The following is an 18,360-nucleotide window of genomic DNA, read 5'->3' on the forward strand; positions in this document are numbered from 1 at the left end:
AGTTAACTGAGCTTCCGGGCTACTTCCACAAACTCGAAGACTTCGAACTGGTCATCTACCTGGATATTGTCGAATCCCTCAAGTCCGATACCGCATTCGTACCCTGCGGCAACTTCCCGGGCATCGTCCTTAAACCGTTTGAGGGAGGCGATCTTTCCGGTATGGATTACAATCCCGTCCCGGATCACGTTGACACTGGCGCTCCGTTTTACGGTTCCGGAAAGCACGTAACAGCCCGCGATGGTACCGATTTTCGGAACCTTGAAGGTATCCCGGACTTCGACCTGGGCGATTACCTCTTCCTTCGTATCGGGTTTGAGCATCCCTTCCATGGCCTGGGTTATTTCCTCAACGGCCTTGTAGATAACATTGTACTTCCGGATATCCACTTTTTCGGAATCCGCCAGAAGTTTTGCCTTGGGTGTGGGCCGTACGTTGAAGCCGATTATTATGGCGTTCGAAGCGATGGCGAGGTCCACGTCCCCTTCGTTTATAGCGCCCGGCAGCGCCTGGATAACATTGAGCCGGACTTCCTTGGTGGACAGTTTTTCCAGGCTGGAACGGAGGGCTTCCACCGATCCCTGGACGTCACCCTTGATGATAACCTTAAGTTCCTGAATTTCCCCGTCACTGATGGTATCAAAGAGATTATCCAATGTAATCTTCCTGACATTCTTGGCGTCCTCAAAACGCTTCAGTTCCTGCCGTTTGGCGGAGATACCCCGGGCGGTCCGTTCATCCTCAACCACCTGGAGGGGATCGCCGGCGTCGGGAATACCTTCAAAGCCGAGAACCTCCACAGGCATTGCCGGAGTGGCTTCTTCGACTTTATCGCCCTTATCGTTGAAGAGCGCCCGGACTTTACCGGGCCAAACCCCGGCCACAAAGGAATCGCCGATTTTGAGGGTTCCCCTCTCTATTATCACCGTGGCGACAATACCCCTGCCGTGGTCGATCCGGGATTCAAGGACCTTGCCTTCCGCGGAGCGGTTGTAATTGGCCCTGAGATCCAGCAGCTCAGCCTCCAGAAGAAGGGCATCGATAAGTTTATCAATACCTTCCTTTTTTAAGGCCGAAACTTCGACAAACATGGTCTGTCCGCCCCAGTCTTCGGGCATGAGGCCGCGTTCCGACAGCTGGGTTTTTACCTTGTCGGGGTTTGCCTCGGGTTTATCAATTTTATTGACCGCCACAATGATCGGGACACCGGCTTCCTTGGCGTGGTTGATAGCCTCCACAGTCTGGGGCATCACGCCGTCGTCGGCGGCGACCACAAGGATTACAATATCCGTTACCTGGGCGCCCCGGGCGCGCATGCGGGTAAAGGCCTCATGGCCAGGAGTATCCAGGAACGTAATTTTTCCGTGGGGCGTATCAACCATATACGCGCCGATATGCTGGGTAATACCGCCGAACTCACCGGAAGCCACATCGGCGCTCCGGATCGCGTCCAGAAGTTTTGTCTTTCCGTGGTCAACGTGGCCCATAACCGTTACTACCGGCGGACGCGGGCTCATGGAGCCTTCCTCATCCGCGGCGGTCTCGATTACCGTTTCGTCATAGAGGCTGACGATTTTGACATCCGCCCCGAATTCCGCCGCCAGAATGGTTGCGGTTTCCGCGTCTATCTGCTGGTTAATGGTAACCATCATCCCCATGCTCATCAGCTTCTGGATTAAGTCCGAAGCCTTGAGGTTCATTTTGCGGGCCAGTTCCGAAACCGAAATGACTTCCATTATATCAATGGATTTGGGTACCGGGTTGGCCACATGGGCGGATTTTTTCTTGGTCTGGAGGAGCTTTTCAGCCATTTCCAGTTCTTTATCCCGTTTCTGATATACGGGTTTTTTAGCCTTAAAGGACTTTTTCGCCGGCCCTTTGCCTTCCCCGATGGGAGGTGCCGAAGGCGCACCGCCGCCGGGACGGCCTGGGCCGCCGGGGCGACCGGGACCGCCGGGACGCGGGCCCTGTCCGAAACCGGGCCTGCCGCCGAAGCCGGGGCGTCCGCCGGGACCGCCAGGTCCTCCTGCCGGCCGGGGACCGCCGGGACGCGGGCCCTGCCCGAAACCGGGCCTGCCGCCGGGGCCATTGGGACGGAAATTACCGCCGCCGCCGGAATCACCGCCGGGACGGGGGCCAACAGGGCGTCCGCCCACCCGGCCTGCCGCGCCCGCGGGGCGGCCCGGGAAGGGAGCGCCGGGACGGTCTCTGTTTCCTTCATCCCGGGGCGGCCGGGGGCCTACGGGGCGTCCGCCTACCCGGCCCGCCGCGGCCGCAGGCCGCTGGGTGTTGGGCAGGGTAGAAACACCGTCGGAAGGTCTGCCGGCGGAAGGAGTCCCCGGAACAGCGTCAGCGGAGGATGTTTCAGGTTTTGCAGCCGGTGCCGGCTGAGATGCTTTTCCGGAATCATCCGGGAGCTTTGCCTTTGGTTCGGATTCCCCCTGGGCCGCAACGGCCACAACTTTGGGCTGAGCTTTCTTCGCAGCGGGGGTCGGAGAACTGCCTCCGGCCGGGGGAGCCGCTTTTTTCTTAACCACCACCACCTTACGGCGTTCTCCTCCCTCGGCAGCGGCTTTCGCACCGCCGTCGGATGAGTCGGATTCAATTTTTGCGTGTTTGATCAGTTCTACCTTTGGTTTCTGGGTGTTATCTAATTCCTCAGCCATGTTCCACCTTTTATTCTTCGTCCTCTTCGTACTCAAAACTCAGACCGATACCGCAATTTGGACAATTACTCATATCCGTCGTTATTTTAGCCCCGCATTCGGGACATTCATATTCTTCTGCTTCCCCGGAATCCTCCGGTTCACTGTCCGCCGCAGGCTCGTCGCCGCTTTCTTCTTCATAGAAATCGCCGTCCGCGGAATCTTCGGATCCGGAATATTCATCTTCCTCGACGATTTCAACATTTTCTTCTATCAGCTTCTGAAGTTCTTCAAGCTGTTCGGCGGTAACTCCCTGGAGTCCCGCCAGTTCCTCTTCGGAAAGGGAGAGGTAATCCTCGATGAAATCAATATTGTTCTCCAGAAGCGCTTCGGCCACCGCCTGATCCACCCCGGGAAGCTCCGATATACGGGAGATTTCATCCTCATAATCCCCGCTGTCTCCGAACAGTTCCGAAACGGCCCGCCGGGATTCCGCGGCAATATCCATTTCCGCAAACTGCTCTTCGGTTTTTACGTCAATATTCCAGTCCACCAGGCGGTTGGCCAGACGGACATTGAGTCCCTGTTTTCCGATAGCCAGGGACAGCTGCGATTCGTTTACCACCGCCAAGGCCTGATGCTTGGCCTCATCCAGGATTATGACATCCCGGACCTCCGCAGGGGACAGGGAGTTTTTGATAAAACGCCGGGGATCGGGATCGTATTTGAGAATATCGATCTTTTCCCCTTCCAGTTCCCTGATAACCGCCTGGATGCGGACGCCCTTGAGTCCTACACAGGCACCCACGGGATCGACATCTTCCCGGTTGGAATACACCGCAAGTTTGGTCCGGTAGCCGGGCTCCCGGACTATTTTGTGGATTTCCACAGTCTTATCGTAAACCTCTGGAACCTCAAGCTCAAAAATAGCCCGGACAAAATCCGTATGGGTCCTGGAAAGGACCACCTGAAGCCCCGCGGGGGTCTTATTTACTTCCGTGATAAGAGCCTTGATCCGGTCATTGACATGGTATACTTCCCGGGGGCTCTGGAACTTCTTCGGAAGAATACCTTCGACCTTGCCCAGATCCACGTAAATGGTACCGTTCCGCTCCCGCTGGTAATACCCGATAATGATTTCGCCGACCTTGTCCTTGTACTCCGAATACAGGCTGTCCTTCTGGATCTCCCGTATCGACTGGTGGGCGGTCTGTTTCGCGCTCTGCACCGAAATCCGGTCAAACTCCTTGGGATCAACTTCGATCAGGAGTTCATCACCCATTTCCGCTTCGGGATTCAGTTCCCGGGCGTCCTCAAGGTCGATCTCAGAGACAGGATCATAGACCCCGTCGACAATCATTTTTTTTGCATAAATAGAAACTTCCCGGTTGTCATCGCTGAACCGGACAATTGCATTTTCCGCATTCCCGAACCGGCGTTTGTATGCCGCCAGAAGGGTATTTTCAATGGTTCTGAGGACGAGCTCCTCGGACATACCGCGATCCTGAATCAGCTGGCGGATTGCCTCCGACATATCCGTTGCCATCAGCCTTCACCCTCCTGGGAATAATCCAACTTCGCTTTTGCGATTATATCATAATTCAATTTCACCTCTCCATCTCCCCTTTTTAGAATGAGATGTGTTGTATCCGCGGATATGAGAATTCCCGCGGACCAATCCGAAATATCGGTACGGTAGCATTTAATGCCCCGTCCTATATAATACTGAAACTCCGAAGCGTCCTTAATTACCCGGTCGATCCCCGGGGACGAAACCTCGATATAAAGATCCTGTCCGGGAAAAGCAAGCTCAAGCCTCGGTGTAACGCTGTGATGAACCCGCGAGCAGTCGTCCACTCCGATGGCGGTGTTTTTATACACAATCAGCCGGATGTGGATACTCCCTTTCTGCCGGGACACGGAACAATCCACCAGGGACATCCCCAGGCCCTTAACCACCGGTTCCAGGGAATCAAACACAGGATCAGACCCTTTGGGCGTATACTGCACGGAACCACCTTAGCGTTCTTTTTTACTTTTTCCCATAAAAAAAAGAGCCGTTCGAGCGACCCTTTTTACATTATGAGAATCTTCGATTGTATGATTAACAGTATCCCGAGATATGTTTTTTGTCAAGTAAGCCCGGGGCCGGACAATAAATTCGGCATAAAAACCCATATTCCGCCTGAACCATCCCGCCACGGGAAACCCAGGATGGATAAAAGTACTTTTTCCATTACGGCTTCTCCGGCGTGGCGGACGGTTAAGGAAAACACTTGCCTGCCATGAGATAATTTCACAAATAGAACAAAAAAAACATTTTTCGAGAATAATGATTTTTTTAAGAATTAAAATAAAGTCATAGTTTTGCGGATTATAAACTTCTGGATCCGAATAATACCGGAAAACAGGATTTTCCCGCCGGCACTCTTAATATTCTTTCATTTAATTAATAAAAGTGTTTGACAAATGCCGGCAAGTAACCCTAAGATTTTTTCTATTGTAGCAGCTGGGGGTATGATGGAATGAAGATCCGGCGTAAGTACACCAATTGGATTTGGGGGTTTGTTTTTATTGCCCCTACTGTAATAGGACTGTATGTTTTTTTTCTGTATCCCATGGTCAACTCAATCTATATTTCCCTGACCAAGTGGAACCATCTGACCAAACCGGAGTTTATCGGTTTTGAGAATTACCGGAGGCTGTTTTCGGATCCGACGATACTCAGGGAATTTTTCAACACCTTCTTTTTTGTCTTTACCATGGTTCCCCTGATCATTATCGTGTCCCTGCTGCTGGCCAATACCCTGAACCGGCGGACAAATCTGACCGGTTTTTTCCGGACCGTATTTTTCCTCCCCTATGTGCTGCTCCCGGTGGTCACCGCCCAGGTCTGGATGATCATGTTTAACTCCCGCTACGGACTCATAAACACCATACTGGGTATTTTCGACCTTCCCCAGCCGGTTTGGATGTCCGACCAGTGGCTTGTCCGGATGATTATTGTTCTGGTCGGACTCTGGGCGAATGTGGGGTACTACGCTGTTATCATCCTGGCGGGACTCCAGAATATTGCCGATCAGTATTACGAGGCGGCTGAGCTTGAAGGCGCCACACCCCGGCAGAAATTCTTCCGCATCACCATACCGCTGGTGACACCCCAGCTGTTTTTCGCCGCCATCATCGCCATGATTACCATCTTCAAAATGTTTGACTACATCTTTATTTTCGGGAAGAGCAATGACTTTGTCAGGGAATCCATCCGTACCATGGCTTACGGCATTTATGAACGGGGATTCACCTACCTGGAAATGGGATATGCCTCGGCGGAAGCCATGATATTGTGCGTGATTGTTCTGGCTATCACGATTATCCAGAACATTGGTCAGAAAAAATGGGTTCATTACAGTTGAGGGGCACCATGAAACAGCAGATAGGCCCGAAATTAGGTATTTTCTTTTTCTTCATCCTGGCGGTGATCTGGCTTGTCCCCTTCATGTGGATTTTCCTTTCATCCTTTAAAACCTACGCGGAAACCGTAACCCTGCCCATCCGTTTCCTGCCCGGCAGCTTCCTGAATTTTGACAATTACAAAGAGCTTCTGGGTACGCTGAACTTCGGGGCGTACTATAAAAACAACATCATCAATACCATTGGTATTCTGGTGCCCCAGCTGTTTTTCTCATCCCTGGCGGCGTATGCCTTTGCAAGAATAGATTTCCCCTTCAAGAATATTATCTTTACCTCACTTCTGGTGGCGCTGATGATTCCGATCCAGATGATTCTCATGCCCCGCTACAACCTGATGATCAAATTCGGCTGGTTCAACACGTACCTGGCAGTCATTATTCCCAGTATCCCCAGCGTAACCACGACTTTCTTTGTACGCCAGCAGATTATGGGGCTGCCGAAATCCCTGGATGAATCGGCCATTATAGACGGGGCCAATCATTTCCGCATTTTCTGGTCCATCATTATGCCCCTCTGCAAAAGCGCGCTGCTCGCCACGGGGATACTCTGCCTGGTGTTTGCCTGGAACGATTTCCTGTGGCCGCTGATCGTCATCAACAACCAGGAACGGTTTACCCTTTCCATCGCCGTGGCAAACCTCCAGGGACAGCACCTGACCAAGGAAAACCTGATCATGGCGGCGGCGCTGCTCGTCTCCACGCCGGTGATTATCGTATTTCTTTTTACCCAGCGGTATTTTATCAGCGGGATTGCCCTTTCCGGGATCAAGGAATAATTCCCCAAACATACGCCCCATGGGGGATAAAAATAACAGGAGGCTATAATGGTCCAGAGAAAATTTGCAGCGGTTCTTCTTCTTCTGACAGTTTTTGCCGGTGTCTTTGTGTTCGCCGGCGGCGGTCAGGATGGCGGAGCGAAGGTTATCAATTTCTGGTACTGGGACCAGAATGGGATGGAAGTGTACAAGCAGCTCATTTCAGAATTTGAAAGCCAGAACCCGGGGATTAAAATCAATCCCGTGGTCACCCCCTGGGCCGATTACTGGACGAAACTCCAGACCGCGCTTCCCACCGGTACCGGACCGGATGTTTTCTGGCTCAACCACCCGAACGCGGTTTCCTATCTCCCCACCGGCCTGGTGATGGACCTGGAATCCGCCGCCAATGATATTCATTTTGAGAATTTCGCCAGGAATTTTTATGAGCCCTTTATGTACCAGGGCAAACGGTACGGGGTACCGATTTTTTATGACGCCACGGTTCTGTATTACAACAAGGCTCTCTTTGATAAAGCCGGCGTGGCGTATCCTACCGGGGACTGGACCTGGGATGATTTTTACGATGCCGCCCGGCGGCTTACGATCAAACAGGGGAACAGGACTATCCAGTACGGTGTGGTCATTGATATCAGCTCCCAGAGCGGATACTCAAATTTTGTGCTTCAGAACGGCGGACGTATCTTCAGCGACGACCGGATGAAGTGTATCATTAATTCCCCCGAATCCATTGAAGCGATCCAGCGGCAGCTTGACGTAATCCACAAGAACGGCTGGGCCCCGACAATCCAGGAAATGCAGGAAACCACCAAGGCAACCCTGTTCCAGTCCGGCACCGCCGCCATGATCACCCACCATTCGGGGATCGTAAAGCAATACGCGGAAATCCTGGGCAAGGACCTCAACGTGGCGCCCCTGCCCAGGCAGAAACAGCGGGCCAGTATTTACCACAACATCGCCTATGTCGGTTCAGCAAAAACCAAGTATCCCGAAGAGGTCAGGAAATTCCTGGCATTCCTCGCCACTAAGCGGCATGCCGAAGTTCTGTCAAACGTATGGGCTCCCTGCTACAACGGAACCACCGAATTGTTCTACGCGGTATACGACTGGATGGATACCCATTATATCAGCGAAGCCATTGAGTACGGTTATCCCCTTCCCATCGCGGGCAGGAACGCGGGACCCATCTATACCATGATGGATAAGGAGATGAGTAAAATCTATACGGGTACCCAGGTTACATCCGAAGTTCTCGGCAATTTTGAGAAGATTATAAACGCTGAAATAGCTAAGTAGCGCCCGGCGGGTAAAAACAGGGCACCTCGGCGCGGATGAGCCGGGGTGCCCTCTGTATGTACAGCGGCGGAAAAACCGGCTGCCCGGCAGCCGGAATATCACAGGAGATTACTATGGAACCTATTAAAGTTCTGATCCTCGGTGCAGGAAACCGGGGCGGCTACGCATACGCGGGATACGCCAAAATGAATCCCAAGATGATGAAGGTTGTTTCCGTGGCGGATCCGAACGAGGCAAAGCGGAAACGGATCCAGGAGGAACACGGCATTCCGGACAGTCTGGCTTTTGCCAGTTGGGAGGACGCCTTAATCAATCCCCCGGAACTCGACGCGGTAATCATCGCCACCCAGGACAAGATGCACGCCGGCCCCCTGGCTAAGGCCATGGCCCTGAACCTCAACATTCTCTGTGAGAAGCCCATTGTTCCGACTTTGGACGAATGCCGGCAGATCGAAAAAGACGCGGCTGATTTCACCAAGGTGTTTATGATCGCCCATGTGCTGAAATACACATCCTTCTTCTCGAAGGTAAAGGAGCTCCTGGACGCGGGTAAAATCGGAAAGCTGATAGGCATCGACCTCATCGAAAGCGTGGGACATATCCACATATCCCATAGTTTCGTCCGGGGCAACTGGCGCAATCTGGCGGAATCGTCGCCCATGATCCTGGCCAAGAGCTGCCACGACATGGATATGCTCCACTGGCTGGCCGCGGCGGACTGCGAATCCGTGAGCTCCTACGGTGCCCTTAACTATTTTAAGGCCGAAAATGCCCCCGCCGGAGCGCCCCGGCGCTGCCTCGACGGCTGTCCCCACATGATCGGCTGCCCCTATCACGTTTCGAAAATTTACCTCACCGACAACATCGGATGGCCCACCAACGTGATTACCACGGACCTTTCCATGGAAGGCCGGGTAAAAGCCCTGGAGACCGGTCCCTACGGCCGCTGCGTATTCCACTGCGACAATGATGTGGTAGATCACCAGACTGTGGCTATGAAATTCACCAACGGGGTGACCGCAAACTTCACCATGTCGGGATTTACCTACAAAACACACCGGAACGTTACCCTCTTCGGGACCGCCGGTGAAATGACGGGAGATATGGAAGAAGGAACCGTCACGATCAAGGATTTTTCATCCAGAAATATCGAAACCATTGATCTGGCAAAACCCGTGGGCGGCCATTCCGGTGGGGACGTCAATTTCCTCACCGACTTTGTCATGATGGTCAGGGACAAGTCCGGCGCGGGAAGAACATCGGTGAAGGATTCCTTTGAAAGCCATTACATGGCCTTTGCGGCGGAGTCTTCCCGTCTCAGCGGCGGAAAGACCCTTTCTCTGGGAGAATTTAAGAAAAGCGGTAAGTAAAAAAAATGCTGTCTCTGTGTAAATCCGGCTTTTGTCCGCCGGATTCTATCCAGGAGGACTTTAGTCCGGATTTACCGCAGACAGCTCCGCAGCTGCATTAGGAATTATTTCTTGGCGGCCGCGATTTCTTCCCGGGGAGCGGATTCCGCTTCCGGTTTGAGCGTTTTTATGCAAAGCAGATGAATGGTTACACCGATTGCGATACAGGCAAACAGTATGGATGCCCAGAGTTTCTGCATAAAAACAGCGGAAAAAGCAAGAAGGATCCAGACTGCCGCAATTCCCCGGACCTTGGATGCCAGGGGTACGCCTTTTTTCGTCCGGTAGTTTTCTATGTATGGTCCGAAGTACTTATTCCGGATAAGGAAATTGTACAGCTTCGGTGAACTGAAGGAAAAACACAGCGCTGCCAGAATTACGAAGGGTGTTGTGGGGAGTATGGGAAGGAATACCCCTAACCCTCCAAGAACCGTAAGAATAATACCGGAAATCAATAAGAGTATCTTTTTCATCTGCAACCTTTTTATTCCAGACTGACAGCCGTGACACGCTATTTCCATCCCGGCGGAACCAGTATCGTGAGTATACCGGAAAAGACAAAATAGAAAAAGCGGTCTCCGGCTTTTTTCTCAGCGGTACGATTCATCCTTTGGTTTGCCCTTGGTTGCTTCCATCAGGTCAGCGTGTTTCAGCTTGGAAAGCTCCTTTGCCTTTTTCGGGTCGAGTTTCATAACCCTGCATATCCGCGTTCCGTAATCTTCATCCGCCATAAAGCAATGGGCGGCGTGACGGTATTTGATATTGTCGGTGACGCCCTGCATGTTGCGCATGGTATTTTCCGCCAGAACCTGCTTCTGCTGGTCGCTCATGAGGCGGTACAGATTTCCGGCCTGGTTATAACAGTTGTCGGTCTTGTCATCCTTTGGATCGTAATGGCCCATGGGCCCCTCAAGGGACAGAGCCGGCTCCAGGAATTCCGGCTGCTCCGCCCATTCACCGTAGCTGTTCGGCTCATAGCCGAGGGTGGCGCCGTAATTTCCGTCGACCCGCATCATTCCGTCCCGGTGGTAGGCGTGGACCGGCACGATGGGTTTGTTTACGGGGATCAGGTCCTTGTTTACCCCGAGCCTGTACCGCTGGGCGTCACCGTAGGAGAACAGCCTGCCCTGTAGCAGTTTATCCGGAGAATAGCCGATCCCCGGAACAATATTGGCGGGATTAAAAGCCGCCTGTTCGACATCGGCGAAATAATTCTCCGGGTTTCGGTTGAGTTCCAGCATCCCCGCCTCAATCAGGGGATACTCCTTATGGCTCCATATCTTGGTAATATCAAAGGGATTTTCCCGGTGGGCCTTTGCCTGATCTTCGGTCATAATCTGCAGACAAAGTTTCCACTTGGGGAATTCGCCGTGCTGGATGGCTTCAAAAAGGTCCCTCTGGTGGCTCTCACGGTCCATGGCGACCACTTTCGCGGCCTCCTCGTCAGTGAGGTTCTTGATTCCCTGCTGGCAGACAAAATGGAATTTGACCCATACCCGTTTGTTTTTGGCGTTGATGAAACTGTAGGTATGGCTCCCGAATCCGTGCATATGCCGGTATGACGCGGGAATACCCCGGTCGGACATGGTTATGGTTACCTGGTGAAACGCTTCGGGCAGGGAGGACCAGAAATCCCAGTTATTCTGGGCGGAACGCATATTTGTCATGGGATCCCGTTTGATCGCGTGGTTGAGGTCCGGAAACCGGAGCGGGTCCCGCAGGAAGAATACCGGGGTATTGTTTCCTACCAGGTCCCAGTTGCCCTCTTCGGTGTAAAATTTAACCGCAAAACCGCGTATATCCCGCTCCGCGTCGGCGGCCCCCCGTTCTCCGGCCACCGTGGAAAACCGGACAAATACATCGGTTTTTTTTCCCACCTGCGAAAAAACCGCGGCCTTGGTATACTTGCTCACATCCTTGGTTACGGTAAAATTTCCAAAGGCGCCGCTGCCTTTTGCGTGCATCCGGCGTTCGGGGATCACCTCGCGGTCAAAATGGGCAAGTTTTTCAAGGAACCAGATGTCCTGGAGCATCATGGGGCCGCGTTTTCCCGCGGTCAGGGTATTCGTATTTTCCGCCACCGGGGCGCCGTTAATGTGGGTTAATTTTTTGTTTTTCATTCTTAACTCCATTTTTTTAAATTTCTGATAGTTATAATTATATGTGTCCGTGTATATTTTACAAATAGTTTTCGTGGGAAATCAGTCGTAAAACAGGCTTACCGCATAAACGGTTTCCGCCCCGGCGTCCTTGAGTACCCTGGAACATACATCCAGGGTGGCTCCGGTGGTAATCACGTCATCGAAAAGAAGTATCCGGGAAGCGGGCTTTGCCGCACACACAATTTTACCCAGCAGGTTTGTCTTACGGTCTTCCTTGCTGAGTTCCTTCTGGCTTTTTGAGGGGAGCCTTTTTAAGCATGAGCGCAGTGAAAATTCCGGAACGGTATACTCCCCCTGGATACTTCGGGACCGGGAAAGTATCCGGAGGCAGCGTGCGAGGCAGGCAATCTGGTCCCATCCGGCGGATTTAATTTTACCCGGGCGCGGAGGGACCGGAACCCAGGTTTCCGGAACACCATCGGGACCGAATAATTCCAGGGCTCTGAAGAAACTTTCCGCAAGGTAAAACCCCAGGGCCCTGTTTTTGCCGTATTTATAGCCGCTCATGATCTTCCGGTAGTTCCCTTCATACGGAAATACCGAAACAGCCTTATCAAAGGAGAATTCCTCTCCCCTGCGGCAGGAAAGACAGCGTGATTTTTCCGAAATCAGGGGACGTCCGCAGGACACACAGCGCTGATCCCGGTTTATTTCCAGGGTATTTCTGCAGAAACGGCAGACTCCGCAGAGGGCATCCCGGTATTCACTTAAGTAAGTCCCGCAGAGGACACACCCCGCGGGAAACAGCCATTCCCGCACCAGGGGCGCGGTACGCTGAATAAGATTCATATATACGCTAGGGCACGGTCCTGAAGGGTGCTTCGATCAAATGAACCGCCCCGCGGCAATCAGCGGGTTAAACCTGGCTTTCGAATAAATCAGGGGGATCATTTTTTGAATGGGTACGGTATTTCGATGTATAGCCTTTTACCAGGGATTTCCAGGTATGTATACGGTTGAGGGCCTCCAGAGGGGTCATTCTGTCGGGATTGAGGGAGCGGATGTCCTCAAGGATCCGTTCCAGTTCTTCCGGAACCACAGCGGCGGAAGGGTTCTGCGGGGCGGTTTTTTCCTGGAGGAAAAGCTCCTCATGCAGGGACTGCTCCTTTTCCCTGAGCCGGTCCATGATACGCTGCGCCCGGCGGAGCACCGGATCGGGAATTCCCGCGAGGCTCGCGACATGGAGGCCGTAGGATTCGGCGGCGGCGCCTTCGATAAGCCTGCGGAGAAAAACTATTTCGCCGTTTCGTTCCAGGACTTCCATGGAGCGGTTCGCCATCCGGGGATGGGAGATCAGGGACAGCTCATGGTAATGGGTCGCGAACAGGGTCCTGCACCCGATCGTTTCCAGAAGTTCCTCCGAAACCGCCCAGGCAATGGAAAGCCCGTCACTCGTGCCGGTTCCCCTGCCCACTTCATCCATAATAACGAGACTGCGGCTGGTGGCGGTATGGAGGATATGGGCGGTTTCATTCATTTCCACAAGGAAGGTCGATTCGCCACGGGCAAGGTTGTCCGAAGCCCCAACCCGGCAGTAAATACGGTCCGTAAGGCCGATATGGGCTTCCTTGGCGGGCACAAAACTCCCGCACTGGGCCATGATGGTTATCAGCGCCGCCTGCCGGAGGTAGGTGGACTTTCCTGCCATATTTGGTCCGGTTATCAGCGCAAAGGAAATACCGCCGCCGTCAAGCAGGACATCATTGGGAATGAATTCACCCCTGGGAAGATGGGCCTCCACCACCGGGTGGCGTCCCTCGGTAATAGCGGTACGGTTTTCCCCGTCAACCCCGGGCCGGACCCAGAGGCGGACCGTGGCCGCCCGGGCAAGGGACTGGGCAACGTCAAGTTCCGACAGCCGGGCGGCGGCGGCGGTAAGCTCCGGTATAAGCGCCTTCGCCGCTTCCCGGAGTTCCAGGAAAAGGTTCTTTTCCAATTCAACTATCTTATCCGACGCGCCGTTGATTTCCGATTCCAGGGAAGCCAGGCGGTCAGTGGTATAGCGCTCCCCCCCGGCGACGCCCTGACGACGGATAAAATGGGAAGGCACCTTGGAAAGGTGCATCTTGGTTACTTCAAAAAAATAACCGATCAGCCGGTTGTAGCGTATTTTTAAGGTACTTATTCCCGTGGCAGCCCGTTCTTCTTCGAGGTACTGCTCCAGGAGGCCCCTGCCGTTATCCCGGAGTGTTTTAAGATCATCCAGGGTCCGGTTGTACCCGTCCCGGATGAGGTTGCCTTCGCTCAGCAGAATTGACGGATCGTCGCACAATCCCTTTTCCAGGAGGTCCCGGATGGAAGAGAGTTTTCCCGACGCGCCGGCGTCCAGAAGACTGCCGGCGGTATTTTCAAAGGCAAGGCTGAGATCTCCGGTCAGGGTTTCCACGGCTTCAAAAGAAAGGAGGCTGTTTTTTACCGCCACCATATCCTTGCCGTGGGCCTTATCCATGGCAAGGCGGGAACACAGCCGCTGCAGGTCAGGGGTTTTGGCAAGGAGATCCCGGAGCGCGGAAAGCCGCCCCTGGTCGCGGTAGAAGGTTTCCACCATATCGAGCCGCCGCGCAATAAGGGCAAGATCCCGCAGGGGGTGGAGCAGCCGCTGTTTGAGAAGGCGCCGGCCCATGGCGGTTTTCGTTTCGTCCATGGTTTCAAGCAGGGAAAAACGGACATCCCCGTCCCGCAGATTCCGGATGAGTTCCAGGTTTCGCTGGGAGGATTCATCGATACCGACGAATTCCTCTTCACCGTACCGGATTAAAGTCCTGACATGGGGAAGAAGGCTCCGGGCGGTACCGTCCAGATAATCCAGCAGGGCACCGGCGGCCAGGATTTCCGTGTCATGGTCCTCAAAACCGAAACCTTTCAGGCTGGCGGTGCCGAACTGTTTTTCCAGCCCTTCCCTGCTCCGCTGGGGATCGAACAGCCAGTCCGCCCAGCGGTTGATCACCAGTGACGGCCGTTCGGATACAGCGGCGGCCACGGCGGGGTATTCCTCCAGGAGCGATTCCTGGACCAGCATTTCCTTTGCCTGGAGCCGTTCCAGTTCCTGGCGTATCCGTTCGGCGGCGCCGTCAAAGGGAAAAGACGTCGCCCGGAATTCACCGGTGGAGAGATCAATATAGGCGAATGAAAGTCCCTTCGCGCCGGATGCCAGGGCGCACAGATAGTTGGGATTTCCCTTATCGAGATAATCCTCATCCACCGTCGTCCCCGGGGTGATGACTTCGACAACCTTCCGGTCTACGATACCTTTCCCTTTTCCGGGTTCCGAAACCTGTTCACAGACGGCTATTTTTTTTCCGTATTTAAGGAGGCGTGCGATATAGGAACGGGCCGCGTGGTAGGGAATGCCGCACATGGGCTGTCCGTTCCGGCTGGTGAGAGTCAGGTTGAGCAGAGCGGAAATTTCAACGGCGTCTTCCGCGAACATTTCATAAAAATCCCCCAGGCGGAAGAACAGTACCTCCCCCTGATGGTCCCGCTTTATCCGGCGGTACTGTTCCAGCATGGGGCTCGATTCAGCCGAAGCGATAGGCCCCCTCCTACCTCCCGGCTTTGGTCATCAGATTCTGGATGACCTTATCGGTAATATCCACGGTCGGACTGTACCATATGATGCCGGTGTTTTCCTTGAGATTGAGGACCATGCTGTAGCCTTCACTTTCCGCTATATACCGTATTTCGTCGAGGACCTGCTGGAGGAAGGTGTTTGACTGGGCCAGGCGTTTGCGCTGGTCCTCCAGTTCCGCGGTTTTCGTCTGAAAATACTCCCGGAGAAATTCCGATTTCCGGTAAATTTCACTTTCCAGGCGGAGGGCCTGTTCCGTATTTCCCTGCCGTTCGGCATCGACCTTGCTGCTGCGCAGGGTCTGGATTTCCTCGTTCATCCGGTCGATTTCAGCCTGAACCCGGGCACTCCGCTCCTCAAAATCCCGGACCGCCCGGGAATCCCGGAAAAACGAGGTGTACACCCTGGGAAGGTCCACCACGGCAAACCGGGTCAGCTGCTGGGCTCCGGCGGAGGCTGCCCCCAGAACCACCAGCAGTACACTTATAATCAAGGTCCGTTTCATACCTACAGCCTTCCTTTTTGGTAAAATCTAGTATGAAGAAAGCGCAAAGGAAATAATAAAGTCTATACCCGAATTGGGTTTGCCGCTCCGTTTCCACAGGGAACCGGACTGCCATTCAACCTGTCCGTCAACGACCTTGAACCGCTTCGCGAATATAAACCTGAAGGGAAACTGCGGAAGGGCGAAACGCAGCCCCGCTCCGAAGCTGAACCGCATATCCTCCATCTTGAAATCATTAAAGAACGCTTCCGGTGTCTCCTTCATGGCGGCGGCGTCGAAGAATCCGTCCAGAGCCAGGATCCCCGGGATGACCGGGAGCCTGAGTTCGGCCCAGTTTTCCCAGAGGGCCAGCCCCCGGTTATACCGTTCATTGGTCCAGCCCCGTCCGATGAACGTACCGTCCACCGACAGCTGGTTTGAGGATTCGACCGTGGCATCATCCTTGCCGAACTGGGGCAGCAGGAAAGAAACCCCGGTATGTATCCCGAAGACCATCTTCAGGCTGTATGTTTCGGTAACGGGTATATTAAACAGGGTGGCGAAAAACTCCGCTTTTGTATCGGACCGGATGTAATGCTCCCGTTCGACCGGAAAGATACCGTAAAACCCGAAACGCTGTATCGCATAATACCCCTTTGAGGGGTCGTAATAGATATCCCGCTGGTCCAGGGATATCGAGGCGGAAATGGAATTCGACGGCACCCATTGGTTGTTGCCTTCCCGCAGGGTCGGGTCAAAGGGTCGGTACATATCTTCATCGTATACGTTTCTGACAAGACCGGCCCTGATGCTGCCGCCTAAACTGAGATTTCCGAGGAACGTTGAGAAACGGTACCCCGTGCTGAATCCCAGGGAGAGGCTCCACTGGTTGTAATCCATAAGGTATTCATCGTCGGGAAGCTTGCTGGCGTCCACGTACTCATCATAGCTTTCGAAACCGTCGGGATAGGCGTACGTTTCGTCACCGTTAAAGAACGGCGCGTAGTTATTCATTGCCGCGCCGCGTTTGGCGTGCCTGACGGTAAAATCAAATCCGCCGGACAGGGGCAGCCCGAAAAGCCAGCGCTTGGTATATTCCAGGGTCAGGTACTGGGTATCCGGGGAGGCGCTCAGCTCGGCTCCGAGACTGTTGCCGTATCCCATAAAGTTGCGGTCGTTCCATTTTATCACCCCGGAAATGGGGAACGTATCGGGATCGGATGTGCCGGAGAAGGTTACCCCGAGCTGCAGATCCGTGGTGGGCTGTTCCTCCACGGTAAAGACCAGGTTCATAAGGCTGTCAACGCTTCCCGGCGGCGTATCGGGGGCAACCATGGAGAAGTACTGCAGGTTGTAGAGGTTCCGCATGGCGTCCATAACCTTTGTTTTGGAAAACACATCCCCGGGCTCCAGGTCGATTTCACGCAGGATAACAAAGTCCTTTGTTTTCTTATTCCCCCGGATGACAATATTTTCTATATGGGCCCGGCCGCGTTCAATAATGGAAATACGGTAGGATACGGTCCCTTCGTCGGAGTTTTTGACTTCCTCCCGGGAAATGGAATTGAAGATATACCCGTTTTCGTAGTACAGATCCGCCACCCGCTGGAGGTCCGCTTCGACCCGGCGGGCGTTAACCACCTGGCCTGGTTTGGAACTTACCAGGGCGTTGAGCTGCTCGGTGGAGAAAATTTCGTTTCCGACAAATTCAACCCCGCCGAAGTTGTAAATCCGGCCCTCGTAAATCTTAAACCCGAGTATCATGATATTGTTGCCCTTGTCATCCCGCCGGACATCCCGGACAACGTCGGTGACCGCAGCGTCTATATAGCCGCGGTCATGGTAATACTGGGTAATGGAATTCCGGTCGGCGACGAGTTTTGCCTCCTGGAAAGCGCCGTCATTGAGGATACCCTTTGTCTTGAGGGAAAGCTGCCCCCGCAGGGTGCGGTCGGAAAAGGTCGAATTCCCCTCAAACTGGAACCCTTCAATGGTAATCCGGTCCCCTTCGTTTATGTAAAACGTTACCGCTATGGTATTGTCATCGTTTGTTACGGATTCCGCCCTGATGGAGACATCGGGAAAGCCCTTTTCCAGATATTTGTTCCGCAGCGCGGCCTCGTCGATCCGGAGGCGCAGCTGGTTGGCAACATCATTTACCTTGAGGGAAATCACATCCATCAGCTCGTTCCGCCGGAGGGTGCTGTTTCCCACGAAATTTATCCGGGAAACAATCGGCCGTTCGGTTACGGCAAATTTGATTATAACCTCGCTGCCGGCGGCATCCGACGGCACAGCGGTGGGAGAAATCATATCAAAGTATTCCAGCGCATAAAGCCGCCCCTGGAGTTCCCAGAAATTTTCGTCCGTAAAGGGCTTGCCGATAAAGGATTCCACCACGCCGGCCAGTTCGGTTTGGTTGATATGCTTCAAACCTTCAAACACAATATCCTTAATTGGTTTTCCCTGGTACCACTCCCCGGACTGGGCAAAAGCGGAAAAAGCCGCGGCCAGCATCAGAAAAACTAGGAAACGTATGCGCATCTAAGC

13 protein-coding genes are annotated in these 18,360 nt (G+C 53.6%); 4 read left to right on the forward strand and 9 right to left on the reverse strand.

The window, feature by feature from the left end; genetic code table 11:
* Positions 1-2 precede the first annotated feature (2 nt).
* Genes infB through JFL75_RS04510 form a run of 3 tightly spaced genes read right to left on the reverse strand, consistent with a single transcriptional unit; the run spans position 3 to position 4,655 of the window.
* The gene (gene infB / locus JFL75_RS04500; protein ID WP_215625496.1) at positions 3-2,666 is read right to left on the reverse strand and encodes a translation initiation factor IF-2; all 2,664 of its coding nucleotides are present in this window, start codon (positions 2,664-2,666) and stop codon (positions 3-5) included.
* A 10-nt stretch (positions 2,667-2,676) separates the two neighbouring features.
* A complete protein-coding gene (gene nusA / locus JFL75_RS04505) occupies positions 2,677-4,191 on the reverse strand; it encodes a transcription termination factor NusA (protein WP_215625497.1) in 1,515 nt (504 codons plus the stop codon).
* Positions 4,191-4,655, reverse strand: a complete 465-nt coding sequence (locus tag JFL75_RS04510; protein ID WP_215625498.1) for an LSm family protein — start codon at positions 4,653-4,655, stop codon at positions 4,191-4,193. The genes nusA and JFL75_RS04510 overlap by 1 nt, the downstream gene beginning before the upstream one ends.
* A 515-nt stretch (positions 4,656-5,170) precedes the next feature.
* Between JFL75_RS04510 and JFL75_RS04515 the strand changes: the two genes are divergently transcribed.
* The 4 genes from JFL75_RS04515 to JFL75_RS04530 all read left to right on the forward strand — a co-directional run bounded on the left by JFL75_RS04515 (position 5,171) and on the right by JFL75_RS04530 (position 9,557).
* Positions 5,171-6,058: a carbohydrate ABC transporter permease gene (locus JFL75_RS04515; protein ID WP_215625499.1), complete on the forward strand. Its 888-nt coding sequence runs from the start codon at positions 5,171-5,173 to the stop codon at positions 6,056-6,058.
* Positions 6,059-6,066: 8 nt separating this feature from the next.
* Complete coding sequence (locus JFL75_RS04520; protein WP_215625500.1) at positions 6,067-6,891, forward strand: carbohydrate ABC transporter permease; 825 nt, start codon at positions 6,067-6,069, stop codon at positions 6,889-6,891.
* Positions 6,892-6,939: 48 nt separating this feature from the next.
* Entirely contained in the window at positions 6,940-8,187 is a 1,248-nt protein-coding gene (locus JFL75_RS04525; RefSeq protein ID WP_215625501.1) for an ABC transporter substrate-binding protein, read from the forward strand.
* A 113-nt stretch (positions 8,188-8,300) separates the two neighbouring features.
* Entirely contained in the window at positions 8,301-9,557 is a 1,257-nt protein-coding gene (locus tag JFL75_RS04530) for a Gfo/Idh/MocA family protein (protein ID WP_215625502.1), read from the forward strand.
* Between the two features lie 104 nt (positions 9,558-9,661).
* On the opposite strand, the gene JFL75_RS04535 is transcribed toward JFL75_RS04530, so the two are convergent.
* The 6 genes from JFL75_RS04535 to bamA all read right to left on the reverse strand — a co-directional run bounded on the left by JFL75_RS04535 (position 9,662) and on the right by bamA (position 18,354).
* Complete coding sequence (locus JFL75_RS04535) at positions 9,662-10,069, reverse strand: YbaN family protein (protein ID WP_215625503.1); 408 nt, start codon at positions 10,067-10,069, stop codon at positions 9,662-9,664.
* Between the two features lie 117 nt (positions 10,070-10,186).
* Positions 10,187-11,716: a catalase gene (locus JFL75_RS04540; RefSeq protein WP_215625504.1), complete on the reverse strand. Its 1,530-nt coding sequence runs from the start codon at positions 11,714-11,716 to the stop codon at positions 10,187-10,189.
* An 81-nt stretch (positions 11,717-11,797) separates the two neighbouring features.
* Entirely contained in the window at positions 11,798-12,547 is a 750-nt protein-coding gene (locus JFL75_RS04545) for a ComFC family protein (RefSeq protein WP_215625505.1), read from the reverse strand.
* 67 nt (positions 12,548-12,614) lie between these two features.
* Positions 12,615-15,266 (reverse strand): DNA mismatch repair protein MutS, encoded by a 2,652-nt coding sequence (gene mutS / locus JFL75_RS04550; protein ID WP_215625506.1) that lies wholly within the window; start codon positions 15,264-15,266, stop codon positions 12,615-12,617.
* Positions 15,267-15,300: 34 nt separating this feature from the next.
* Complete coding sequence (locus JFL75_RS04555; RefSeq protein ID WP_215625507.1) at positions 15,301-15,831, reverse strand: OmpH/Skp family outer membrane protein; 531 nt, start codon at positions 15,829-15,831, stop codon at positions 15,301-15,303.
* Positions 15,832-15,858: 27 nt separating this feature from the next.
* Positions 15,859-18,354 (reverse strand): outer membrane protein assembly factor BamA, encoded by a 2,496-nt coding sequence (gene bamA / locus JFL75_RS04560; RefSeq protein ID WP_215625508.1) that lies wholly within the window; start codon positions 18,352-18,354, stop codon positions 15,859-15,861.
* Positions 18,355-18,360 lie beyond the last annotated feature (6 nt).

This window comes from Breznakiella homolactica (assembly GCF_016616095.2).
GTDB lineage: Bacteria > Spirochaetota > Spirochaetia > Treponematales > Breznakiellaceae > Breznakiella > Breznakiella homolactica.